Source organism: Hyphococcus flavus (assembly GCF_028748065.1).
Lineage (GTDB): Bacteria > Pseudomonadota > Alphaproteobacteria > Caulobacterales > Parvularculaceae > Hyphococcus > Hyphococcus flavus.
On the sequence record NZ_CP118166.1, the window covers coordinates 2,892,718 to 2,913,683 of the forward strand.

The following is a 20,966-nucleotide window of genomic DNA, read 5'->3' on the forward strand; positions in this document are numbered from 1 at the left end:
TGAGTGACGTTCTCAAGTCATAGAGTAGGTTCGTTTCCTCCTGCAGCATCGAGAGCGCTCTTTAAACGAATTGCATCTGCGGCCGTTCTCATGCCAATCGTTGTTTTCTGCGTGTATGCAGGTGGCGCATATTTTTCGGCTATGATCGCATTCGCAAGTATCGTCATGATTTTCGAATGGTCGCGCATGGTTGAACGCCGTTCTTTATCATCTGGTTTTTACGTACTTGCAGTTGGTGCGTGCGCAGTCATGTATTTCGCCGCTGCAGGAAGTTACTTGGTTGCTTTGTGCATATGCCTATCTAGCGGACTTGGAGCCGCAATATTGTCTAAGCGTTTGATAGGAGTGGGTGTGTGGATGGGGGGCGCAGCGATCTACATCGTTGCTCCATGCATTGCTTTGCTCTGGTTACGACTAGATGTGCAGGGTGGGAAAGAACTCACTTTTCTGCTATATGCTGTCGTCTGGGCTGCCGATACTGGAGCTTTTTTTTTCGGTAAGTTCATTGGCGGTCCTAAAATCAGCCACGCTTTATCGCCTTCAAAAACCTGGGCGGGGATTGGAGGAGGCGTGCTTGGCGGTAGCCTGATCGGTGCGCTTTCTGCCTGGTATTTTCTAGGTTTGAGCTCAATTCTAGCGTTTTTCATTATTGGGGGAGGGTTAGGCGCTGCCTCGGTTTTGGGCGACCTTGTGGAATCCGGCTTCAAGCGCAATTTCGGCCTCAAGGACATTTCGGGGTTTATTCCCGGTCATGGCGGAGCCTTGGACAGGCTGGACGGCATGATTTTCGCCACTTCAGCGATGACGTGTGGGCTTCTTGTCTATATGATGTTTGAAAAGGTTCAGGGGTGACAATGGGGAAGACAAAAGCAGCCGGCAGCACCGGCATGCGCAAAATAGCCATTTTGGGTTCTACGGGGTCGATCGGCGAGTCGACTTTAAGTGTGCTCGAGCACGCTGAAGGACTTGGCGAAGCTAACTTTAATGTTGTTGCGCTGACGGCCAACAAGAATGTCAAGAGACTGGCCGAGCAAGCACGACAATTCAAACCGGAGTTTATCGCGGTTGCGGATGAAACACTTGCGAATGACCTAAAATCCGCCGTGAGTGATCTTGATATTGAAACTGGCGCTGGCGCTGCTGCTGTCGAAGAGGCGGCTAGTCGCGATACTGATTGGGTTATGGCGGCGATAGTCGGCGCTGCGGGATTGAAACCCACGCTAAAAGCTGCGGAGCGTGGCGCCGATATCGCCCTTGCCAACAAGGAATGCCTTGTTTGTGCTGGTGAGGTTGTCATGGCCGTTATTAAAAAAGCGGGCGGGGCTTTGTTACCAGTAGACAGTGAACACAACGCCATTTTTCAGGTGTTTGATTTTAATCAACCGGAACGGGTTTCACGGCTAATTTTGACCGCCTCCGGTGGCCCTTTTCGGACTTGGCCGCTAGAAGAAATGGCGCAAGCAACGCCGGCGCAAGCGGTTGCACACCCTAATTGGTCGATGGGAGCCAAGATATCGGTCGATTCCGCAACGATGATGAACAAGGGATTGGAGCTGATTGAAGCTGCTCATATTTTCCCTGTGGAACATGAAAAAATTGAGATCCTGGTACACCCACAATCGGTGATACACTCTATGGTAGAATATGTAGATGGGTCAGTGTTGGCGCAGCTTGGCACGCCTGATATGCGCACCCCTATAGCCACCACTCTCGCCTGGCCTGATAGAACGCCGAGCCCAAGCCCTAGACTAGACTTAGCAGAAGTTGCCAAATTAACTTTTGAACCTCCTGATATTAAAAGGTTTCCAGCACTCAGGCTTACACGTGAGGCTATCAATGCAGGCGGCATAATGCCTGCCGCTCTGAATGCCGCCAATGAGGTCGCTGTCGCATCATTTCTTGAGCGCAAAATTAAATTTCTTGATATTGCTGCAATTACCGAGCAGGTACTTGATCGCACTGGGCGGCAAAATGGCCCGGCGAGCCTTTCAACGTTGGAAGAGGTTATCGACGCTGATACGCAGGGGCGCAGGATGGCGGAGGAATTCGTCGCCGCGAAAGCGGCAGCTTAAAGAACGGAACCAAGTTGATGTTGCCTGCTGAGAACCTGCTCGAGGCCCTGATAATTTTGCCGGTTTCGATCATCGCATTTCTGATATTGCTGATGATCATCGTGTTTTTTCACGAGTACGGACATTTCTCGGTAGCCCGAATGCTGGGCGTACGCGTTGACGTTTTTTCAATCGGTTTTGGCAAACCCCTGCTCCGCTGGGTGGACAAAAAAGGTACCGAGTGGCGAATTTCCATGTTGCCCTTGGGCGGGTTCGTAAAATTTTTCGGTGATTTAAACGCCGCTTCTCAAGTTCCGTCGAAAACAGAAAGCAAGCCTGCGTCAACACAGTTTCCGGCGCCAGGTGAGAAAGAAGTGCTAGCGGAAAGTATGACCGAAGCGGAACGAAAGGTCTGCTTCCATTTCAAGCCGGTCTGGCGACGTGCAGCAATCGTGGCTGCCGGCCCTATTGCGAACTTCATTCTGGCGGTTGTCATTTTCGCAGGCCTCTACATGACCCTCGGTCAGAGAATTGTTGAGCCTGTTGTTGGCGGCGTGACAGAAAATAGCCCTGCTGCAGAAGCCGGCTTTAACCCAGGAGACAGAATTCTCGTCATCAACGGCAAAAATATTGATTCGTTTGATGACGTCGTTGATTCGGTTTTGGTCAGCGGCGGCTCGGAATTGCGCGTCGAAGTCGATCGTAATGGTCAAAATATATTTCTCACTGTGTCGCCGCGCCGAATCGAGGATGTGGACAGGTTTGGCAATAAGATAGAGCGCTGGCAGCTCGGAATAGCCGGGCCGGGCGCAGATCAAATCAGCTTCAAACAGTACAGTCCGCTCGAGGCTGTGGCCGCGGGTTTCGATGAACTAAGACGTATTTTGACGCTGACTGTACAGTATCTGGGCCGAATCATTATGGGCCAGGAAAACGCCAAGCAACTCGGCGGGCCAATCAAAATGGCTCAGTATGCCGGGCAATCGGTCATGTCCGGCTTTGATGATGCAACCTATCGCGAACCGCCTGTTCTTGGCCTTAAAGTGAGGGCGAGCCTAATCAATTTCGTATTTCTCGCCGCGGTTGTATCTGTTTCCATTGGTTTCTTGAATCTATTGCCAATTCCGGTTCTCGACGGCGGCCATCTGATGTATTACGCATACGAGACTATCGCAGGCAAACCGTTGGGAGAGCGGGCGCAGGCGATTGGATTTCGGTTGGGCTTCGTACTTCTTGCGTCGCTCATGATTTTTGTGACCTGGAACGACATCAACAATCTGCTTTCATCATTCAGCTAAGGCGACGGCATGAGTTTGTATAAGTCGGGGGGCGGCGTGATACGCATCTTTGTGGTTTTACTGACAGCAGCGGTGTTAGTGGCGGGCAACGCCATAGCGCAGACGCCGCAATCCCCGGAAGAGGTAAGAGCGCAGCAAGCGCAAGCGGGCGCCGCCATTGCGGAAACATTGTTCCAAACCGAACCGGCTCCAATAATTCAGGGGATCGCCGTTCGCGGCAATCAGCGAATAGAACCTGAGACTGTTGCGTCATACCTGCCAGTACAAGCCGGGATGCCTGCAGATGAAGAGTTACTCGACGTTTCTCTTAAAACTTTGTTTCGAACCGGATTGTTTTCCGACGTTAAGCTTGAGATGCAACCGGGCGACATCCTGCTAATTGAAGTCGTCGAGAACCCGATTGTAAACCGGGTGCTGTTCGAAGGTAATAGGCGCATTAAAGATGAAAAAATCAGTGAAGAAATCGAACTGGCGCCACGGGGAATATATACGCGCGCCAAAGTGCAGTCCGACGTTCAGGCCATTATCGAACAATACAGGGCAAAGGGACGTTTTGCGGCAACTGTAACACCGAAAGTTACGCCGCTTGAGCAAAACCGGATTGATGTGATTTTTGAGATCGCCGAAGGACCGAAAACCGGCATCGCCAAGGTCAATTTTATCGGCAACGACATCTTCACGGATAATGAGCTTCGTGGCGTGATTTTGACCAAGGAGAGTCGTTGGTGGCGGTTTTTTACCAACTACGACAATTATGACCCTGACCGGCTTGAGTATGAGCGCGAATTGCTCCGCCAGCACTATGGCCAAAATGGTTACGCAGATTTTTCTGTTGTTTCATCGGTCGCCGAGCTGACACCCGATCGCAAGGACTTTTTTGTTACATTTACGGTAGATGAAGGACCGCAATACACGGTCGGTGAAGTCCGTGTTAAAACCACGCTGGCGAAGTTAGATGGAGATGCTCTTGTCAATTACGTGCCGTTGAGAGCAGGGCAGGTTTTTGACTCTGAGAAGATTGAAAAAGCTGTTGAAGCACTAACCTTTGCGACTGGATCCGTCGGTTATGCTTTTGTTGATGTTAATCCACGCCTGATCCGTCATGCCGAATCAAACACTATTGATATTACTTTCGAGGTGAATGAAGGTCCGCGCGTCTATGTGGAGCGAATTAATATCAAGGGTAATACGCGCACCCTCGATAAGGTGATCCGCAGGGAGATCCGCCTTGCGGAAGGCGATGCCTTTAATCGCGTTTTGGTCGATCGCTCAAAGGCGCGCATCAGATCACTCGGGTACTTCAAGGAAGTTGAGATTGAAGAGAGACCCGGATCAGCACCTGACCGGACTGAGCTTGATGTAAGCGTCGAAGAACAGTCGACGGGTTCATTCAGTGTCGGGGTTGGTGTTTCCTCCACCGAAAATTTCATTCTTGATTTGTCCGTCGAAGAGCGAAACCTGATGGGGCGGGGACAGTTTTTACGTTTCCGTATTCAAGCGAGTTCAAGAACCAGGCAAGTCGATCTTCGTTTCACGCAACCTTATTTTCTCGATCGGAACCTAGCGGCCGGCGGATCAATATTCAATCAGCGTACTGACTTTAGGGAGTCTGGATTCATACGAAACCGGATCGGCTTTGGTCTCAATGCTGGTTTTCAGGTCTCCGAATACGCACGGGGTGGAATCAATTACCTGTTAACACGCGATAGCGTAACGATTGACAGTCCTTCATTTCAGGATATTGGAATAAATGACGATCCGGCTTCGATCCTGTTGCCTGGGCTAGTGTTGAATGAAGATTATCAAACTGCAGAAGGTACAGATACTGACGGCAATGAAGTTTTAAGGGTTTCATCAAGCGTTTGTAATTTTCTGGCTCAATCATTGACGCCAACTTGTGAATCAAGAGGCGATTTCCTTACATCACTGGTTGGGTTTAGTTTGAATTTAGATACACGCAATGACCCCATTACGCCAACACGTGGATGGCGTGCAGGCGCCACGGTGAGCGTTGCCGGGTTAGGCGGAGATGTAAATTACTATCAAACAGAACTTAATGGCGCATACTACAAACCACTTTTTGCTGGTTTTGTTGGCGCTTTGAAAGGACGAGCAGGGTATATCGATGGTTACGCCGGCGATGATGTTCGCTTGTCTGATCGCTTTTTTGAAGGTGCATCCACATTCCGAGGCTTTGAGGTTGCAGGGGTAGGACCACGGTATTTAACGCGATTTGATGCGAATAGAGGCCAACCGGTTGGGCAGTCTATTGGCGCCAAAGCATACGCAATTGGTAGCGCAGAAATTCTACTGCCGCTTCCACTACCAGACGAATACGGCATTCGAGCAGCCCTGTTTAGTGACTTCGGCACTGTTGGCCTAGTTGATGATTCGACTAAGTCATTGAATTCTAATATGGATTTCTTTGTGGATTCAGATGGGGACTCAATTCCGGATCTGGCGCCAATTCAGGATGATTTATCGCTTCGCGTTTCCGCTGGTGTTACGGTGAGCTGGGATTCACCTTTCGGTCCTGTAAGGTTTGATTTTGCTGAGGTTTTGATCAAAGAAGAGTATGACGAAACCGAAGGATTCCGGTTTAGCGCGGGGACGAGCTTTTAAAGTATAGAGGTGTAAAATGAAAAAGCAGATTATTGCCTTGTCAGGCGCTATCGCTATTGCTGCGGTTGGTTTTACTGGCGGAGCAATCATAAACAACGCAGAAGCACAAAGTGCTGATAGGCCGCCAGTAATTCTGGTGGTAGATCGTGGACAACTTATATCGCAATCGAAAGCAGGGAAAACAATCCCGGAACAGGCGCAGAAAGTTAAATCCAGCGTCGAGAAAGAGCTTGAAGCCGAAGCCGGCAAGCTCAAGGAAGAAATTGATAGTTTCCAGAAAAACTCATCATTAATGTCCGATGAAGTTCGGCAAAAGACACAACAGGACCTTGCTGCTCGATCACAGTATGGACTTCCGCAGCGCGTGCAAATTATGGAACAGGCTTTTTCAGGAGTGGTACAGCAAGCTCAAGCGAAGATATTAGTTGAGAGCCAACCGATCCTGAAGGAGATCGTGGAACGCCGCGGTGCCACAGTGCTGTTGGATCGCGCATCGGTCATGTACGCGGCTCCAGAGACGGATGTCACACAAGAAGTGATCTCCGCTCTTGATAAAGAGTTTCCTTCAGTTGAATTGCAGAAGATTTCATTGGCGGAAATCGAAAAGCAGATCAAAGAAGCGCAAGAAGCTCAGGCTAAGGCGCGAAGCCAAAATAACTAAGCGAGGCCGACATCTTTGCATAAAAGCGGCCGGCAGCTCATGCCGGCCGCTTTTTTACAACATTTCATTTAAATGCCCATGCCAGATACTAGGTTCTATAATCTGCTTTCTCCTATAACGGTCGGAGATCTAATCAATCTGACCAAAGCGGAGCTACTTGTAGGCGATCCGGAAAGAGTTCTCAAAAAAGTCTCTTCCTGTGAAGAGCCAACAACCCCAGATGACGTTATTTTTTGCGAAACTGCGGTACATGTTCAGGCGCTAAAAAAACTTTCATTCGGCTTGTGCTTTACCAGAGATAAGTTAGCACAAGATATATCAAATAACGGACCAATTGCCATTGTACCTTCGCCTAAAGCCGCATTTGCAAAAGCTGCCGACAGACTTCACGCTTCACGTACCGAATTTAATCGCGCAGAGAGCTTTTCCGGCGATAAGCTGATCGATAAAACGTCTGTCATTGCTGATACCGCAGAAATTGGCGAAGGCGTAATAATCGGTCCACAAGTATTTGTAGGGCCAGGCGTCGTAATTGGTAATCAATGCGTCATTGAGGCTTCCTGCAGCATCACCCATTCGATAATTGGGGAGTATGTGCATATCTGTTCTGGCGCCCGTATCGGCCAGGCCGGCTTTGGTTTTGTTAAAACCGACGCAGGCCTACTAAGGGTGCCGCAGCTAGGGCGCGTTCTAATTGCAGATAATGTAGAGGTCGGCGCCAATACTACGATTGATAGAGGCGCGTTAGGAGACACAATGATCGGAGCCAGATCGAAGATCGACAATCTGGTTCAAATCGGCCACAACGTTCATATCGGTCATGACTGTGTTATAGCCGCGCTTTCAGGAGTTTCTGGCAGCAGCATTATTGGTGATGGCGTGTTCATGGGTGGTCAGGTCGGCGTTGCTGATCACATTAATATCGGGTCTGGTGTTCAACTTGCTGCCCGGTCTGGCGTGATGCGCGATGTCCCGGCTGGTGAACAGTGGGGCGGGAGCCCCGCAAAACCCATTAAAGAGTGGTTTCGAGAAATATCAATGCTTTCGCGCTTAACAAAAAAAAGGAATGGGTAAGCCCATGTCTACTATTGAACCTGGAAAAAGCGTCTTGGAAGTAGACGAATTAATGCAGCTACTGCCGCATCGTTATCCGATTATGCTTGTCGATCGCCTCGTTGATATCAAGCCGGGGGAAGGCGCCGTTGGATTGAAAAATGTATCCTATAGTGACCAGATTTTTCAGGGTCACTTTCCCCAAAAGCCAGTGATGCCAGGAGTGTTGATTATTGAGGCCATGGCTCAGTCCGCCGCCGCCTATGTGGCGTACACGGAAGGGCTAGATGTTGAAGGGAAAGTCGTATTGTTTATGGGGGTTGATAAAGCACGGTTTCGAAAGCCTGTTATTCCTGGTGATCAACTAAGAATTGCCGTGCGCACCTCCCAAAGACGGCCGCCAGTCTGGAAGTTTGAAGGGGTCGCGACAGTTGATGGAAAACGAGTGGCTGAGGCAAATTACTCCGCAATGTTGGCGCAAGCAATTTAATCCAACCTTATGACCGTACATCCTACAGCAGTTGTTGAAGACGGCGCGGATATTGGCGACGCATATATTGGGCCCTTTTGTTTTGTCGGGTCTCAAGCAAAATTGCATAATGGCGTAAAGCTAAACAGTCATGTCATAGTCGAGGGCGAGACAGAAATTGGGGAGAATACGTTAGTCCACCCTTTCGCCGTGCTCGGAGGGGCACCGCAACATTTGCAATATAACGGTGAGCAGACAAGCTTGGTCATTGGATCCAACAACATCATTCGCGAACATGTAACGATCAACTGTGGCACGCAATCGGGCGGGGGCGTAACCCGTGTTGGGTCAAATACTTTTATTATGACTGGCTCTCACATTGCACACGATTGCCATGTAGGAGATCACGTAATATTTGCTAATAATGCAACATTAGGCGGCCATGTAAAGGTAGGCGATTACGCCTTTCTGGGCGGTTTATGTGCAATTCATCAATTTACGCGGATTGGCGATTATGCATTTATTGGCGGGTGCGCCGCCGTTGCTGCTGACGTGATTCCGTTTGCTTCAGCAATGGGAAATCATGCAACCCTTGTTGGGCTGAATGTTGTCGGTCTAAAGCGTAGAAATTTTTCACGTCATGCTATTAGTGAATTGCGCTCTATGTATAAACTCTTGTTTTCAAGTAATCATACGTTCAAGGAACGTCTTGAAATTGTTCGGTCGGCGTTTTCTTCGGATGAAGTCATGAAGGTTATAAAATTTATTGACGAAACGCAGGCTAGAGCCGTTATGGCTCCAGATCGCACACTGAAAACACCATGACCTCATGGACTAAGCTGGCTATTGTTTCTGGTGACGGTCGTCTACCTTTTTATATAGCCAGGAGTTGTAAGGATAGCGGTCGCCCATTTCATGTGATTAGACTCACAAATGATGCAAATAAGGGTTTATTGCAGTATAACGGCGATCAATGTTCTGTTGGCGAGGTTGGAAAGTTTTTTAAAATCCTCGAAAGAGAAAACTGCGATACAGTCGTTTTCGCTGGCATTCTTCGCAGACCGGACTTTTCTGCACTTAATACTGACTTGCGTGGTCTCTCTTTGCTTCCGAAGATTACAGCCGCTGCGGTAAAAGGCGACGGCCATATCTTGAATACTATAATTAAAATAGTTGAAGCGGAAGGATTTCAAATTATAGGCGCGGAAGAGGCGATTAATGAATTTGTAGTGAAACCCGGCGCTTATGGGAAGGTGCTACCTAATAAGACGAATCTAAAAGACATTAAAAAAGCTTCGGAGTTGATAGCAGCGCTGGACCCATATGATGTCGGGCAGGGTGCTGTTGTAGCTAATGGCCTTGTAGTCGCCATTGAAGCGGCTGAAGGAACAGATGCAATGCTTGAACGTTGCGCGACTTTCCCAAGGAGTATCACCAAGGACGGCATTTTGGTTAAACGGTCTAAACCAAGCCAGGACTTACGGATCGACTTGCCGACGATCGGCGCCCAAACGGTCTGCCTTGCAGCTAAAGCAGGACTTGCTGGTGTTGCGGTAGAAGAAAGTAAAGCATTGTTCCTCGATCAGAGTGAAGCCATCGCAATAGCTGATCAAGCTGGCGTTTTTGTTTATGGTTGTTTCCTATCTGAGTTCGACGCTTGAAGAGAAGGCCCAATGAAGTTGTTAATAAGCGCAGTCGAACCCTCTGGCGACTCGTTAGGCGCAAATCTAATAAGAGCCTTACGAAGAAGAGAGCCGAATTTACAAATTATTGGTTGTGGTGGCCCTAAACTCGCCGCTCATGGACTAAAAAGCATATTTGATACTGCTCAGCTTTCAGTTATTGGCCCGCTTAGCGTATTAAAAGCTATACCGGCCGCAAGCAGAGCCGCAGATTTGCTCTTACAATCCGCTTGTGATGAACAACCAGACTTAGCTGTTTTTATTGATAGCTGGATGTTTTCAAAATTAACTGCGCAGCGCATGCAGAAAGCGGCGCCTGCAATCAAGAGAATAAAATATGTCGCACCCCAAGTCTGGGCCTCTAGACCTGGGCGCGCTCAGAAGCTGGCAAATTTATTTGACGGTCTTCTATGCTTATTTGAGTTTGAAACGTCTTACTTCGAACCACTCGGTATACCAGTCCAAGCGGTAGGGCATTCTGAATTTCAACATGCCCGTTCAAATAAGGGAAATGCTGCTCGTTTCAGAAAAAACTATGGCGATCATGATGGACCATTAATTGCCGTACTCCCAGGGAGTAGGAAGAGTGAGTTGAGGCAGCATATAGAGCCGTTCGGTAAAATTCTTGGCATGATAAAACAACATCAGCCCAGGCTCAGCGTGGTCTTGCCAGCAGCACAATCTGTAACGGAACTTATCCCAAAACTAATTCACGATTGGCCGGCGCCTGTCCGAATTATTCAAAGCGCAGATAAATATGATGCCTTTGCTGCTGCTGATGTTGCTTTGGCTGTTTCCGGAACCGTCACGACTGAGCTGGCGATCCATGGTACGCCGATGGTCATTTGCTACAAATTAGATCCTATCGCTGGGATATGGGTCGATCTCTTTGTCACCACACCGTATGCATCGTTAATCAATATAACAGCTCAGGAAATGGTGATCCCCGAATTTGTACAACGCCGGTTTTCGGTTCCTGATGTCACTGAATCGTTGCTGAATTTATTACAATCAGATGATGCGCGCCGCTTCCAAAAACACCGCTTCCCCGCTTTGATAGACAGCCTGGCTGGAGACGGTCAGCCCGCCGAGGACGTGGCAGCGAACACTATAATCGACTGGGTAAAGCGAAAATCAATCGAAAACAGTTGAATAAATTGCTCTTCAGGCTTAATGCACGTGTTGGGCCTAGGGGTGTAGCTCAGTTGGTAGAGCATCGGTCTCCAAAACCGAGGGCCGGGGGTTCGAGTCCCTCCGCCCCTGCCATTTTCCATACATTATGGATTTAAGGGAAATTTGCCGACTTTAGCCATAGGTGAAATCCAGGGCCCGCTCAGTTACAATGCCCAGAGTATTCCGTATGGAGCAAACATGGCATGAATGGCAAACCATTAACTTTCTGGATTCTGCCCCTCTTATTGATTGCAACAGCATGTTCAGCGCAGAGCAGCGAGGAGGGCGCTACAAATGTCAAACCAGTAAAAACAGCAATAGCCTCACAGAAAGCGCCCAAGCCTATCTTGCAGGTTGGGCCATGGTATCCTGCGCCCTCTAATATCGAAGAGCCCTACATCAACATTATTCACGCAAGTGAGATGCGCTGGTCTGGCGGTGATATGCATACCGCAGATTTGCTTGAGAATGGTTACATTGATTTAGTTACCGGTCTGCCAAGTAGTTTGCCAAACAAGAACACGCTAACCAGCGACGTTTATTTTACAGCCAATGATAAAACATTTTACGATGGCAACTGGGTTTTAGAATGGGAAGTTGCTGACAATGAACGGGCAGATCTATCAATGCTCTATGTTGCAGATCATTTGCAAAAAAAGACGGATCGAAACCGAGTAGAATTTAAAAGAGATGCCGCTAGTGGCGCCACACCTTATCATGCAGCAATACAAATAAAACGATTGGATGCGCCGCTGACAGCATTGCGACTTTATAGAGCGGAAAATGAAACGGCGCTACACGAAGGTAAAATATACAATCCAGTGTTCATTGAGGCTGTATCGGAATATGACATCATTCGAATGATGGATTTGCAGGAAGCAAATCGGGCGCTTGTGCGTGGCATTAGTGATGTCGCGTCAAACGATGCAGCTTATTGGGGTAATAAATCCTGGGAGTCATTTGTTGGAGCGGACCGAGCTCCGCTTCGCCCCCCTTATCAATCTATGCCTTTTGATGCGGTCTTTTCTTTAGGGGTGGAAGCCGACTCCGCCTTGTGGGTTCACGCACCCATAACACTTGGCTCTGATCTTGATATTTTTTCATCAGATATTTTCGATCAGGATGTCGGTAAATGGCTCAACAATATTTCTGCGCAAGTACGTCTAAATGCCACTGCTACTCTCGAAAATCAGGCCTGGGACGTTTATGCAGATAGATTTGTTCAGGCGCTTATTCTCTCTGATTATCCAGAAGACAGACCCCTCTATGTTACGCTTGCAAACGAGGTTTGGAACTTCGCCGGTCAGTACAACCTCACCACGCGATATGCGTTGGCTCTTGGTCAGGGGCTGGCGCCCGAGATTGGCGGTGGCGACGCCAGAACTGGCTACGGCGCGGCCTCGGCGCGATGGAAACTTGCTTTAGATGCTGCGCTAGAGCGTGCTGACCGAAACCAGCGTTTGATCTATGTCGTTGAAAGCCAGGCGGCTAACCCATCGACAACGCATGAGGCGCTAAGAGCCGCGAAAACATACCTAATGACTCAAGGCGAGGATTGGGCTGCTCATTCGGCCTCATTTGGAGTATCAGTGGCTTCTTATTGGGGATCGGTAGATTTCTTTAAGTCCAGCATTGACCCCAATGACACAGGCGCAATTGCGACCTGGGTGCTTGAGGGTCCGCCAAATCACATCGCAACGTTGCCTTGGGTGCTGCGGATGTGGAAGGCGCATGCGGCGCTGGCTGAGAATTTTGGCGTACCATTTATCGGTGCCTATGAAGGAGGCTCGCATTTCGAAAAACCCGCAGAAATGAGGAGAGAAATCTACAAATCCTTTATATGGGGGGAGGAAGACGGTCTGAGCGGGGGGGATGTGAACCTTGCCGTGAACCAGGCCTTGGCAGAGGCCTTTCCTGGGGTCATTTTATCAAATTACGTTCTTGCAGGGCCCACAGGAGGCCAGCCATGGTTCGAAGGCCCTATAGGCGTGGAAAACCCGTATGAGAAGAGCTGGGGCCGCCTACGCGAGTAGTTGATTTCCTGATTAGTGCTTGACCTGGAAAATAAAAGCTTTACCTAAGGCCCATCTTCCAAAATCGCTTGAAGATCAGTTAGCGTCTAATAGGCGTCCGAGAAACTGTGTCTTCCTGCAACAGGATGGTCTGTAATGGCGAAAAAAGGCAAATCTAGTGGCTCAAACCAAGTAGTTGAAGGCAAAGCTGCTGAAGTTAAAAAGAAAAAGAAAACTAGCCCGTTTGAATTTATTCAGCAGGTTCGAAACGAGGCGGCGAAAGTCACGTGGACTACGAGGAACGAAACTATCGTCTCGACAATCATGGTCCTGATCATGGTGGCGATTATGGGGTTGTTTTTCTTTGCTGTTGATCAAGGCTTGCGTTTCGCTGTCTGCAATGTTCTCCCCATTGAATGTGTTGCACGTTAACAAAGAAAATCACGGATACATACATGGCCGGCAATTGGTACATCGTTCACGCGTACTCTAACTTTGAAAAAAAGGTAGCCGACGCAATTCTTCTTGCAGCCAAGGAAAAAGGTCTCTCGAATTTTATCGAGGAGCTTTTCGTCCCAACTGAAGAAGTAACAGAGGTGCGGAGAGGCCGAAAGGTCAATACGGAAAGACGGTTCTTCCCTGGTTACGTGCTCGTGAAAATGGTTATGAATGACGATACTTACCATTTAATCAAAGACACGCCCAAAGTGACCGGTTTTCTTGGTTCGGGTAACAAGCCAATGCCTGTTCCACAAAAAGAAGTGGACCGTATCCGAGGCGTTATAGAAGAAGGCGAAACACGCCCCCGTTCCACTATCACTTTCGATATCGGAGAAAGTGTTCGAGTTACGGACGGTCCTTTTGCTTCATTCTCCGGCGTAGTAGAAGAAGTTGATGAAATCTCAGAACGCGTGAAGGTTTCAGTATCAATTTTTGGCCGTGCAACACCAGTGGAACTGGAATTTACACAGGTAGAAAAATCCAGTTAAGCACGACTATATATACGCCGCTTCTTACTCTGACGCCGCCGCAATAGGCGTATTGTATTAAGGTCAAAAATTACGTCGAGAGGGTGAAGGCGAGGGCGCGCAGTCGCTATCGCAGCAGGCGTGTAGATATCATAAATATTCTCCGGCAGCGCTGCTAAACCTTCGCGCTTTAGCTTTTCGTATAATATTGTTTTCTGAAAATGACGTTCTGAATATCGTGTGAGGCGTTTTATATAAGTTTTGCAATCGTCAATGTTAAACGTCAGAGAGTCGAACTCGAAAGTCGAGTTGACGCATATCTCGATATTATGAAGAAAACTGTCGTCAGCGCCACCTTTGAAATCTGTAAGAAGAATATAGGTCAGTAACCCATCTTCGCCTTTGGCGCCAATCGGCATATAGATACCCCCTGAACGAAACCGTAAAATAGCTGCTGCCGATAAAGCGTAGAGATTTCCGCTAATATACTGCTCACATAAGAGTCGCTTTGACCAACTTCTTCGGCTACGGCCTGTGATAGGTAAAGCTGCGACACCATAGGCATTTCGATTCAAGTAAAAGCAACGATCGAGTTCTGATAGCGACGCGGTACTCGGGCGAATATCACCGTCAAGAAATATGTGGGTGTTTATTTCAGTAGTTGAGATACGGTGAACATATTCGTTCCAGGCATTGGCTTTATCTCCAACAGGCAGGTGGTGAACCTCAATCCGCTTGTCAGCGCATGCCAAGGTGGCCGCAATTTGAGCCGTTGCATCTGTGCAGCCGTTGACCAATATGTGTACTTGGTCGTCATAATTCAGCCCCGCCGCTTCCAATGCAATGATACAGCGGGCGAGGTGTTTTTCCTCATTTCGCGCGAATATACAGACCGAAAGGCCCATCTTGAGACAGTTTTGTTAGCTTCATCGGCTGTCCCTGCGAGAACCATGCAAAAAATTATTAACGATATTTCTTATCGGTCTCATCACCATAATCGTGACTATGTGTACAGCGTTTTGAAATCTGAACAATCCTTGAGCACATACGCTGCTCGAGACTATTCAGCTGTAGATCAAATAATTTCCATTAGTAACGTAGTCCGTATACGTTATAACTAATTTTTCCTGTTTTCTGTTTCTTGCCTGTTTTTTTGTGGATGATTAGCGGGATCTGTATTCTGGAAGGTTTCATTAAAACGCGCCGGTGACCTATCGGCGGCTTTGCGTACAAGATAGTCAAACCACTTCCATCGACGTCTCATCCATAAAACCAATGGCCGTGCGGAGGGATTGACTGCAGCGAACATGATTAGCGCCAGCACAACCAGCGGAACCCCAAAAGGTAGGGGAGAAATAGCTGCGAATATGCCATAAATTGCTAGCAGGATTGCTGCTATAGTGGTTGCAATGCGTGCGATCATTTCGGCCGTATATACCTACTGCAAAGGGTTGCCCATTTCCCACTTTTATTTATCCTACTTGTAATAACAATTCGATTGCGGAGGGGCCTAATGAAGGCTGTGTTGTACTCTATTCTAGTTTTTTTTGTCACTTCGTCTGCATGGGCGCAGCGTGAAGTCACATTCACGGATACGGTGAAGCCTGAAGGTGCGCTAATCATCGCGATGCGTGATAACAACCCGCCGCAGTTTTTGGATGCGCTAATTGGCAATGATGAGTTACTGCGGCTTCAACGAGCTATAGAAGCATCAAATTTTGAAGGGAATGCCGGACAGATCGCCACTATCTATAACGGGGCAATTGATTTTGGAGAAATCCATTTGATAGGCCTAGGCGACGATCTAATGAAAAAACGCGATTGGGAAGATTTTGGTGGTTATGCCGGCAAGACCGCTAGAACAAGTAAGTCGGATACGGTTTTTGTTATTACCGATAGCGACGACATCGCCAGCATACTTAGTGCGGGCTTTGGAGCCGCTATCGGCCAGTACAGTTTTGATTCATACAAAAGCGACACATCTCCAGTATCTGGAACTATAGCATTCGTTACTCAAAACTCTAGCACCGCAATCGCCACTTACGAAGATAGATATCGACATCTTGCTGAATCGGTGCGCTGGGCGCGTGATATGCAATCAGAACCAGGAAACATTCTGTATCCTGAAGAGTTCGTCCGGCGAGCACGTGAATTGATTGACCGTGCGCCAAATGTTTCTATTGACGTACTCAATGTTCGGAACATGGAACAGCTAGGAATGGGCGCGATTTTGGGGGTTGGGCAGGGTAGTACAAGACCTCCGCAAATTATGATCATCCGTTATAGTGGCGGACGTCCAGACGAGGCGCCTTTGGTATATGCCGGCAAAGGGATAACTTTTGATACTGGCGGCATATCACTTAAGCCAAAAGCCGGAATGTGGCCAATGAAAGCCGACATGACTGGTGCGGCTGTTGTCGTCGGTGCGATTAGTTCCATTGCAAAATCAAGAGAACCTGTGAACGTCGTCGCAATCGCCGCATTAGCGGAAAACATGCCTGATGGAGGCGCGCAACGGCCCGGAGATGTTGTTAGGACTATGTCTGGCAAGACGGTTGAAATCATGTCGACAGACGCTGAGGGCCGTCTCGTCCTTTCTGATGCTGTCTGGTATGCGCAGGAACGTTACAATCCAGAGCTACTGGTGGATGTAGCGACGCTAACAGGCTCTGTTGGAGGCGCATTGAGTGATGAATATGGTGGCTTATTTACGCGGGATGATAAAATAGCAGACAAGCTAATTAATGCTGGAGAACTATCTGGCGAAGATTTATGGCGACTTCCGTTACACCCAAACCACGACAAACAGATTGTATCGGTTATTGCAGACCTAAAAAATGCTGATACAGGCGCGCCAGGCGCAAGCACAGGGGCTGCATTCATAGGTTCGTTTATAACGGCTGAAACGCCTTGGGCGCATCTAGACATCGCTGGTGTCGATTGGCGAACGGATCCTCTTCCTACCGTTCCTGCTGGCGCCTCAGGATTTGGCGTCAGATTACTTGATCAGCTCGCGAGGGACATGGCTGTAAACTGAGCTCTTCGGAAGCAATATAAGAGGGTCAGATTAGAACCTATTTATCGCACAATTTATATTGTCGCAAATCCTGTAATAAGGAAGGATATAAAAATGCGCCGGCTGCATAAGCAAAAGGATATAAAAATGCGCCGGCTGCATAAGCAAACGGCGCATTTTCATGAAACCAAGGCCAAGCTTTCGAAAGGCTCTCTCCCCCAAAAATGTGCCTTGGAAGCGGTATTCTCCCAATCGGTTTCACAAACTTAAAAGCGAGTATTTCACAACTATAGGAAAATTTGGCCGTCATGGATGGATGTAATGATTAAAGGCTGCCCAAGAAAAAATCAGGCTGTTTTTGACGTCGGCGCATTTGAATTTCAGAAATCAGTTCGGCCTGGTTGGTAATGAATTGCTTAGGCGTCACTCCAATAAAGGACCTAAATTCTTTGATGAAATGTGACTGGTCATAAAAACCTTGTCCTGCGGCATCCATCCAATTTTCAGCGCCACTTCGCACGCGATCCGCAGCTCTTAAGGCTCGATATTTTCGTTGCAGGAATTTTGGCGAGGCGCCAAAAAACTTCTTTGCCAATCTATCCGTTTGCCTCCTGGATACATCCATCGCAGTCACTAATGCATCCAGACCAGGTTCATTGGGATCCATCAACCATTTTTCCAGTGCCTGAGGGTAGCTGTTTAGCTCTCTTCGTCGCATGGCCAATAAATTAGAAAAAAACCTATCTGCTGCGGTAGCCATAGTATCAAAATCACGCGCACAGCGAATAGCTTCGATGTGGGTCGCAGCCCGGCCGCCCGCAAATGCTGAAAGATCTATGACTTGGTCCGCCGCTTCATCAGCCTCCATGCCGATAAGCATACCCCAGCCCTGCGGCCGGATGCCAACACCGAAAACGCGCGTTCCCGCATCAGCAGCCATAGTGTAGGCGCCAAGGGTGGGACCAATCAAAAACGCTTGAGAAATTTTGTGGTTCTCGCCATTTGGCGTGCTCAACACACCTCCGCCATTAAGTAGTACGCGGATATTGCCAAGCTCAGCACAAAGAGGTTGTATCGACGGCGTCTCAGTCGAAAAATAATAGTAAGCTCGAACAAACTGTCTTAAATCCGCTCGAGGAAGAAAATACCGAAGTTCCATCGCTTACCCCTTATAGCATTTCGAATGACTGTTGTCTGTCAAAAACGCTAAAGCTCTAAAGTATTCGGGCAGAAGATTTTGGCCAAACTCCGGCAGCGAAGTGACGCTTTATTGCGTTTGCGCCTTAATAATCAGGCCGTCATAGGCAGGTTCCACGCCATTTGGTAGAAAACTTTTCAGTGTCTGATAGTCCATGTGGATGTGTAAATTGGTAAGCATTGCGTATCTGGGACGAACCCTTTCGATCCATTCAAGTGTAAGATCCAGATGCGCATGGGTTCCGTGTGGTTCGTATTGAAGCGCATCGACGACCCATATATTCACACCTGAAAGAATATCAAAACTATCCTGCGGCAAGCCAACAACGTCGCTTGAATATGCCGCGTCACCAAATCGAAAGCCAAGGGAATTTACAGACCCGTGATACTGCAAAAATGGTATGACCGGAATCTCGCCACTTGGCCCCGACACCGTAAATTCTTCACCGCATTCCGGCATCGCTTTATAATCTAGTATTGCTGGATACGGGCTTCCTGGCGCTTGCTCAAAACAGTACTTAAATCGATCCAAAAGAACGCCAGATGTTTCACAATCAATGTAAACCGGAATGCGTTTACGCATATGCAAGGCGAAAACACGCAAATCATCAATACCATGAGACTGGTCTGCATGATCATGCGTGAACAGAACGGCATCGAGACGTGAACACCTCGCCGCCAGCAACTGCGCACGCATATCAGGTGATGTATCAACTAAAACACTGGTGACTTTATCATGTTGAAAACCGAATTCAGGATGTTCTTTCTGCACAAGGATGGAACAGCGTGTCCGCCGATTTTTTGGCTCCTCAGGGTCGCATGCCCCCCACTCGCCTGCACCTTCCTTGCCACCGAAACGGGGCACGCCGCCAGAGGATCCACAACCAAGTACCGTGATACGCAAATCACTCGACATTACTGCTCTCTCGGATCCTTTGCTCGAGAAAAGAGTCTAAAAAAATTGTCGCTCGTGACTTTTTGTATGTCTTCGATCGGCAACTCTTTCAATTCAGCGAGCTTTTCCGCTACATTGACTACATATGCTGGTTCATTTCTGCGTCCACGCATTGGCGCAGGCGCCAAATAAGGACAATCGGTTTCGATAATGACGCGATCAAGTGGCGTCGTCTTGGCGATCGCGCGCACATCGTCAGCATTTTTGAAGGTAATAATGCCTGAGAAAGAAATATACCCGCCAAGCTCAAGCACGGCATTCGCCAGCGCCTGTCCGCCTGTGTAGCAATGGAGGAGAGGGGTAAAGGCCCCTTCCCTATGTTCTTGTTCAATAAGCGTCTGAGTTTCTTTATCAGCGTCACGCGTGTGAATAATAAGCGGCAATTGTGTTTCGCGCGCGGCTGCAATGTGCGCTTTAAAGACATCCGCCTGCACGTAGCGTTCTGAATATTCGTAGTAGAAATCCAGGCCGCACTCGCCAATACCGATGACTTTACTGTCCGAAGCCAAGCCAATGAGTTTCTCGGAACTCAATTCAGAGTAGTCCTTGGCATGATGCGGATGAACGCCAACGCTCCGCCAGATGTCAGGATCAGCATCAGCGATTTCCTTTATGGCCTCAGTCGACGAGAGCTGGTCGGAAATAGTGAGTAGCGTCCTGACGCCAGCATCGCGTGCTCGTTTTATGACCTCTGCAATGTCGTCTGAATATTTCTCAGAGTGCAGATTAACATGGCTATCTACCAGCATTATTTTACGCAACCTTGTTTTGTAACGTTGATCGCAAATCATACGCCATAGCATGCACAACTTGCGCGCGGTCGAGGTTGAGCGTATCGCCGCGTTCGACCAGTAAAGTTAGCTTCTCCCAAGTCATTAGAAGAGCTTCAGCCGGTACGTTTTTAAACGTTCCCACGCCTTCATTGTCTGCAGCAATTTCCCTTGCTGCATTGGACAATGCCGACAGCACCATATTACAGAAAACAGGCCAGCGCCCCTCACCTGATTTTCCGGAAACGCCAGCAATGACTTTTGACAAATCCTGTCCCTCCCGGGCGGCAGTCAGAAACTGCCGGCTAAGTTTGATGGCGTCAAAACCATCGCTCTCTGCCAGGCTAAGGGCATAACCCGGACGCCCTTTTGCAAAAGGCGTGACGGTGGCCGCTGTTTCTGCGTCTATTCCTTCCGCATTTAGGAAATTCCGGATTTCTTCGTCAGACATTCGCGGTATGCCTATTTTCCTGCAGCGGGAGCGGATGGTCGGAAGCAACCGCCCGGGCGATGCAGACAGGAGCAATATCAAAGTGTGTGACGGTGGTTCCTCAAGCACTTTGAGTAATGCGTTTGCCGCATTTCTGTTCATGTCATCAGCAGTATCTATAATTGCGACACGCGCTTTACCCGATGCTGTTCTGTTCAGGAATGCATTTAGCTCGCGCACGGTTTCCACAGTAATTTCGCTCTGGTATCGGCTTTTCTTCTCATCCCAAAGCCGCTCAGCAACAAAGAGGTCTGGGTGCGCCTTTGCTGCGATAAGCCGAAAGGCCCTCTCGCTCGCATCCATGTTCAGACTGTGTTCATCTGTCAGAGCTTCCGGAGCAAGCAGCGCTCTTGCGATTCGAAATGCAAGAGTTGCTCTGCCGATACCTTCAGGGCCGCAAATAATCCAGCCATGGGATAAAGTTCTATTCGAAATTTTTTGACGGATATCCTTCTCGATATTGGTCAGGCCAATTTGATTGGATCTTTCATTCGGCAATGTGAGATTATGATCCATTCCGATACTCTAAGAGGTCTAGGCCTTTTTTGA

The 20,966-nt window shown here is 48.5% G+C and carries 20 protein-coding genes and 1 tRNA gene; 15 read left to right on the plus strand and 6 right to left on the minus strand.

The genetic code is table 11. The annotated features are described in order from the left end of the window. Window positions 1-3 precede the first annotated feature (3 nt). The 14 genes from PUV54_RS13845 (at window position 4) to nusG (ending at window position 14,010) form a co-directional block, all read left to right on the plus strand. Window positions 4-852 carry a phosphatidate cytidylyltransferase gene (locus tag PUV54_RS13845; protein ID WP_274492857.1) on the plus strand — a complete coding sequence of 283 codons (849 nt, stop codon included), beginning with the start codon at window positions 4-6 and terminating at the stop codon, window positions 850-852. A gap of 2 nt (window positions 853-854) precedes the next feature. After that, window positions 855-2,072 (plus strand): 1-deoxy-D-xylulose-5-phosphate reductoisomerase, encoded by a 1,218-nt coding sequence (locus tag PUV54_RS13850; RefSeq protein ID WP_274492858.1) that lies wholly within the window; start codon window positions 855-857, stop codon window positions 2,070-2,072. A 17-nt stretch (window positions 2,073-2,089) separates the two neighbouring features. Then, entirely contained in the window at window positions 2,090-3,349 is a 1,260-nt protein-coding gene (locus PUV54_RS13855; protein WP_274492859.1) for a M50 family metallopeptidase, read from the plus strand. Between the two features lie 9 nt (window positions 3,350-3,358). Beyond that, on the plus strand, window positions 3,359-5,971 hold the full coding sequence (bamA, locus tag PUV54_RS13860; protein ID WP_274492860.1) for an outer membrane protein assembly factor BamA: 2,613 nt from the start codon (window positions 3,359-3,361) through the stop codon (window positions 5,969-5,971). Between the two features lie 16 nt (window positions 5,972-5,987). Beyond that, window positions 5,988-6,632 carry an OmpH/Skp family outer membrane protein gene (locus PUV54_RS13865; RefSeq protein WP_274492861.1) on the plus strand — a complete coding sequence of 215 codons (645 nt, stop codon included), beginning with the start codon at window positions 5,988-5,990 and terminating at the stop codon, window positions 6,630-6,632. Between the two features lie 72 nt (window positions 6,633-6,704). After that, window positions 6,705-7,706 (plus strand): UDP-3-O-(3-hydroxymyristoyl)glucosamine N-acyltransferase, encoded by a 1,002-nt coding sequence (lpxD, locus tag PUV54_RS13870; RefSeq protein WP_274492862.1) that lies wholly within the window; start codon window positions 6,705-6,707, stop codon window positions 7,704-7,706. Between the two features lie 4 nt (window positions 7,707-7,710). Then, window positions 7,711-8,175, plus strand: coding sequence for a 3-hydroxyacyl-ACP dehydratase FabZ (gene fabZ, locus PUV54_RS13875; RefSeq protein WP_274492863.1), 465 nt, complete (start codon window positions 7,711-7,713; stop codon window positions 8,173-8,175). A gap of 9 nt (window positions 8,176-8,184) precedes the next feature. Further along, window positions 8,185-8,979, plus strand: coding sequence for an acyl-ACP--UDP-N-acetylglucosamine O-acyltransferase (lpxA, locus tag PUV54_RS13880; RefSeq protein ID WP_274492864.1), 795 nt, complete (start codon window positions 8,185-8,187; stop codon window positions 8,977-8,979). After that, complete coding sequence (locus PUV54_RS13885) at window positions 8,976-9,815, plus strand: LpxI family protein (protein WP_274492865.1); 840 nt, start codon at window positions 8,976-8,978, stop codon at window positions 9,813-9,815. The genes lpxA and PUV54_RS13885 overlap by 4 nt, the downstream gene beginning before the upstream one ends. Before the next feature lie 12 nt (window positions 9,816-9,827). Then, window positions 9,828-10,988, plus strand: coding sequence for a lipid-A-disaccharide synthase (lpxB, locus tag PUV54_RS13890; protein WP_274492866.1), 1,161 nt, complete (start codon window positions 9,828-9,830; stop codon window positions 10,986-10,988). 38 nt (window positions 10,989-11,026) lie between these two features. After that, window positions 11,027-11,102 (plus strand) — tRNA-Trp (locus PUV54_RS13895). Between the two features lie 110 nt (window positions 11,103-11,212). Then, window positions 11,213-13,042: a hypothetical protein gene (locus PUV54_RS13900; protein WP_274492867.1), complete on the plus strand. Its 1,830-nt coding sequence runs from the start codon at window positions 11,213-11,215 to the stop codon at window positions 13,040-13,042. Window positions 13,043-13,177: 135 nt separating this feature from the next. Beyond that, entirely contained in the window at window positions 13,178-13,453 is a 276-nt protein-coding gene (gene secE / locus PUV54_RS13905; RefSeq protein ID WP_274492868.1) for a preprotein translocase subunit SecE, read from the plus strand. A 23-nt stretch (window positions 13,454-13,476) separates the two neighbouring features. After that, window positions 13,477-14,010 (plus strand): transcription termination/antitermination protein NusG, encoded by a 534-nt coding sequence (gene nusG, locus PUV54_RS13910; RefSeq protein ID WP_274492869.1) that lies wholly within the window; start codon window positions 13,477-13,479, stop codon window positions 14,008-14,010. Here nusG and PUV54_RS13915 read toward each other — a convergent pair. Further along, window positions 14,007-14,894 carry a glycosyltransferase gene (locus PUV54_RS13915; protein ID WP_274492870.1) on the minus strand — a complete coding sequence of 296 codons (888 nt, stop codon included), beginning with the start codon at window positions 14,892-14,894 and terminating at the stop codon, window positions 14,007-14,009. The two genes, nusG and PUV54_RS13915, sit on opposite strands and share 4 nt — an antisense overlap. Before the next feature lie 212 nt (window positions 14,895-15,106). Next, window positions 15,107-15,412 carry a hypothetical protein gene (locus tag PUV54_RS13920; protein WP_274492871.1) on the minus strand — a complete coding sequence of 102 codons (306 nt, stop codon included), beginning with the start codon at window positions 15,410-15,412 and terminating at the stop codon, window positions 15,107-15,109. A gap of 90 nt (window positions 15,413-15,502) precedes the next feature. On the opposite strand from PUV54_RS13920, the gene PUV54_RS13925 reads away from it, so the two are divergent. Continuing rightward, entirely contained in the window at window positions 15,503-17,026 is a 1,524-nt protein-coding gene (locus tag PUV54_RS13925) for a leucyl aminopeptidase (RefSeq protein WP_274492872.1), read from the plus strand. Between the two features lie 304 nt (window positions 17,027-17,330). Here the strand turns inward: PUV54_RS13925 and PUV54_RS13930 are convergent, their stop codons facing one another. From PUV54_RS13930 to PUV54_RS13945, 4 genes are all read right to left on the minus strand, one after another. Beyond that, entirely contained in the window at window positions 17,331-18,164 is an 834-nt protein-coding gene (locus PUV54_RS13930; RefSeq protein ID WP_274492873.1) for a helix-turn-helix domain-containing protein, read from the minus strand. A 108-nt stretch (window positions 18,165-18,272) separates the two neighbouring features. Beyond that, entirely contained in the window at window positions 18,273-19,118 is an 846-nt protein-coding gene (locus PUV54_RS13935; RefSeq protein WP_274492874.1) for an MBL fold metallo-hydrolase, read from the minus strand. After that, window positions 19,118-19,906 (minus strand): TatD family hydrolase, encoded by a 789-nt coding sequence (locus tag PUV54_RS13940; protein ID WP_274492875.1) that lies wholly within the window; start codon window positions 19,904-19,906, stop codon window positions 19,118-19,120. The genes PUV54_RS13935 and PUV54_RS13940 overlap by 1 nt, the downstream gene beginning before the upstream one ends. 4 nt (window positions 19,907-19,910) lie before the next feature. After that, on the minus strand, window positions 19,911-20,933 hold the full coding sequence (locus tag PUV54_RS13945; RefSeq protein ID WP_274492876.1) for a DNA polymerase III subunit delta': 1,023 nt from the start codon (window positions 20,931-20,933) through the stop codon (window positions 19,911-19,913). Between the last annotated feature and the right edge of the window lie 33 nt (window positions 20,934-20,966).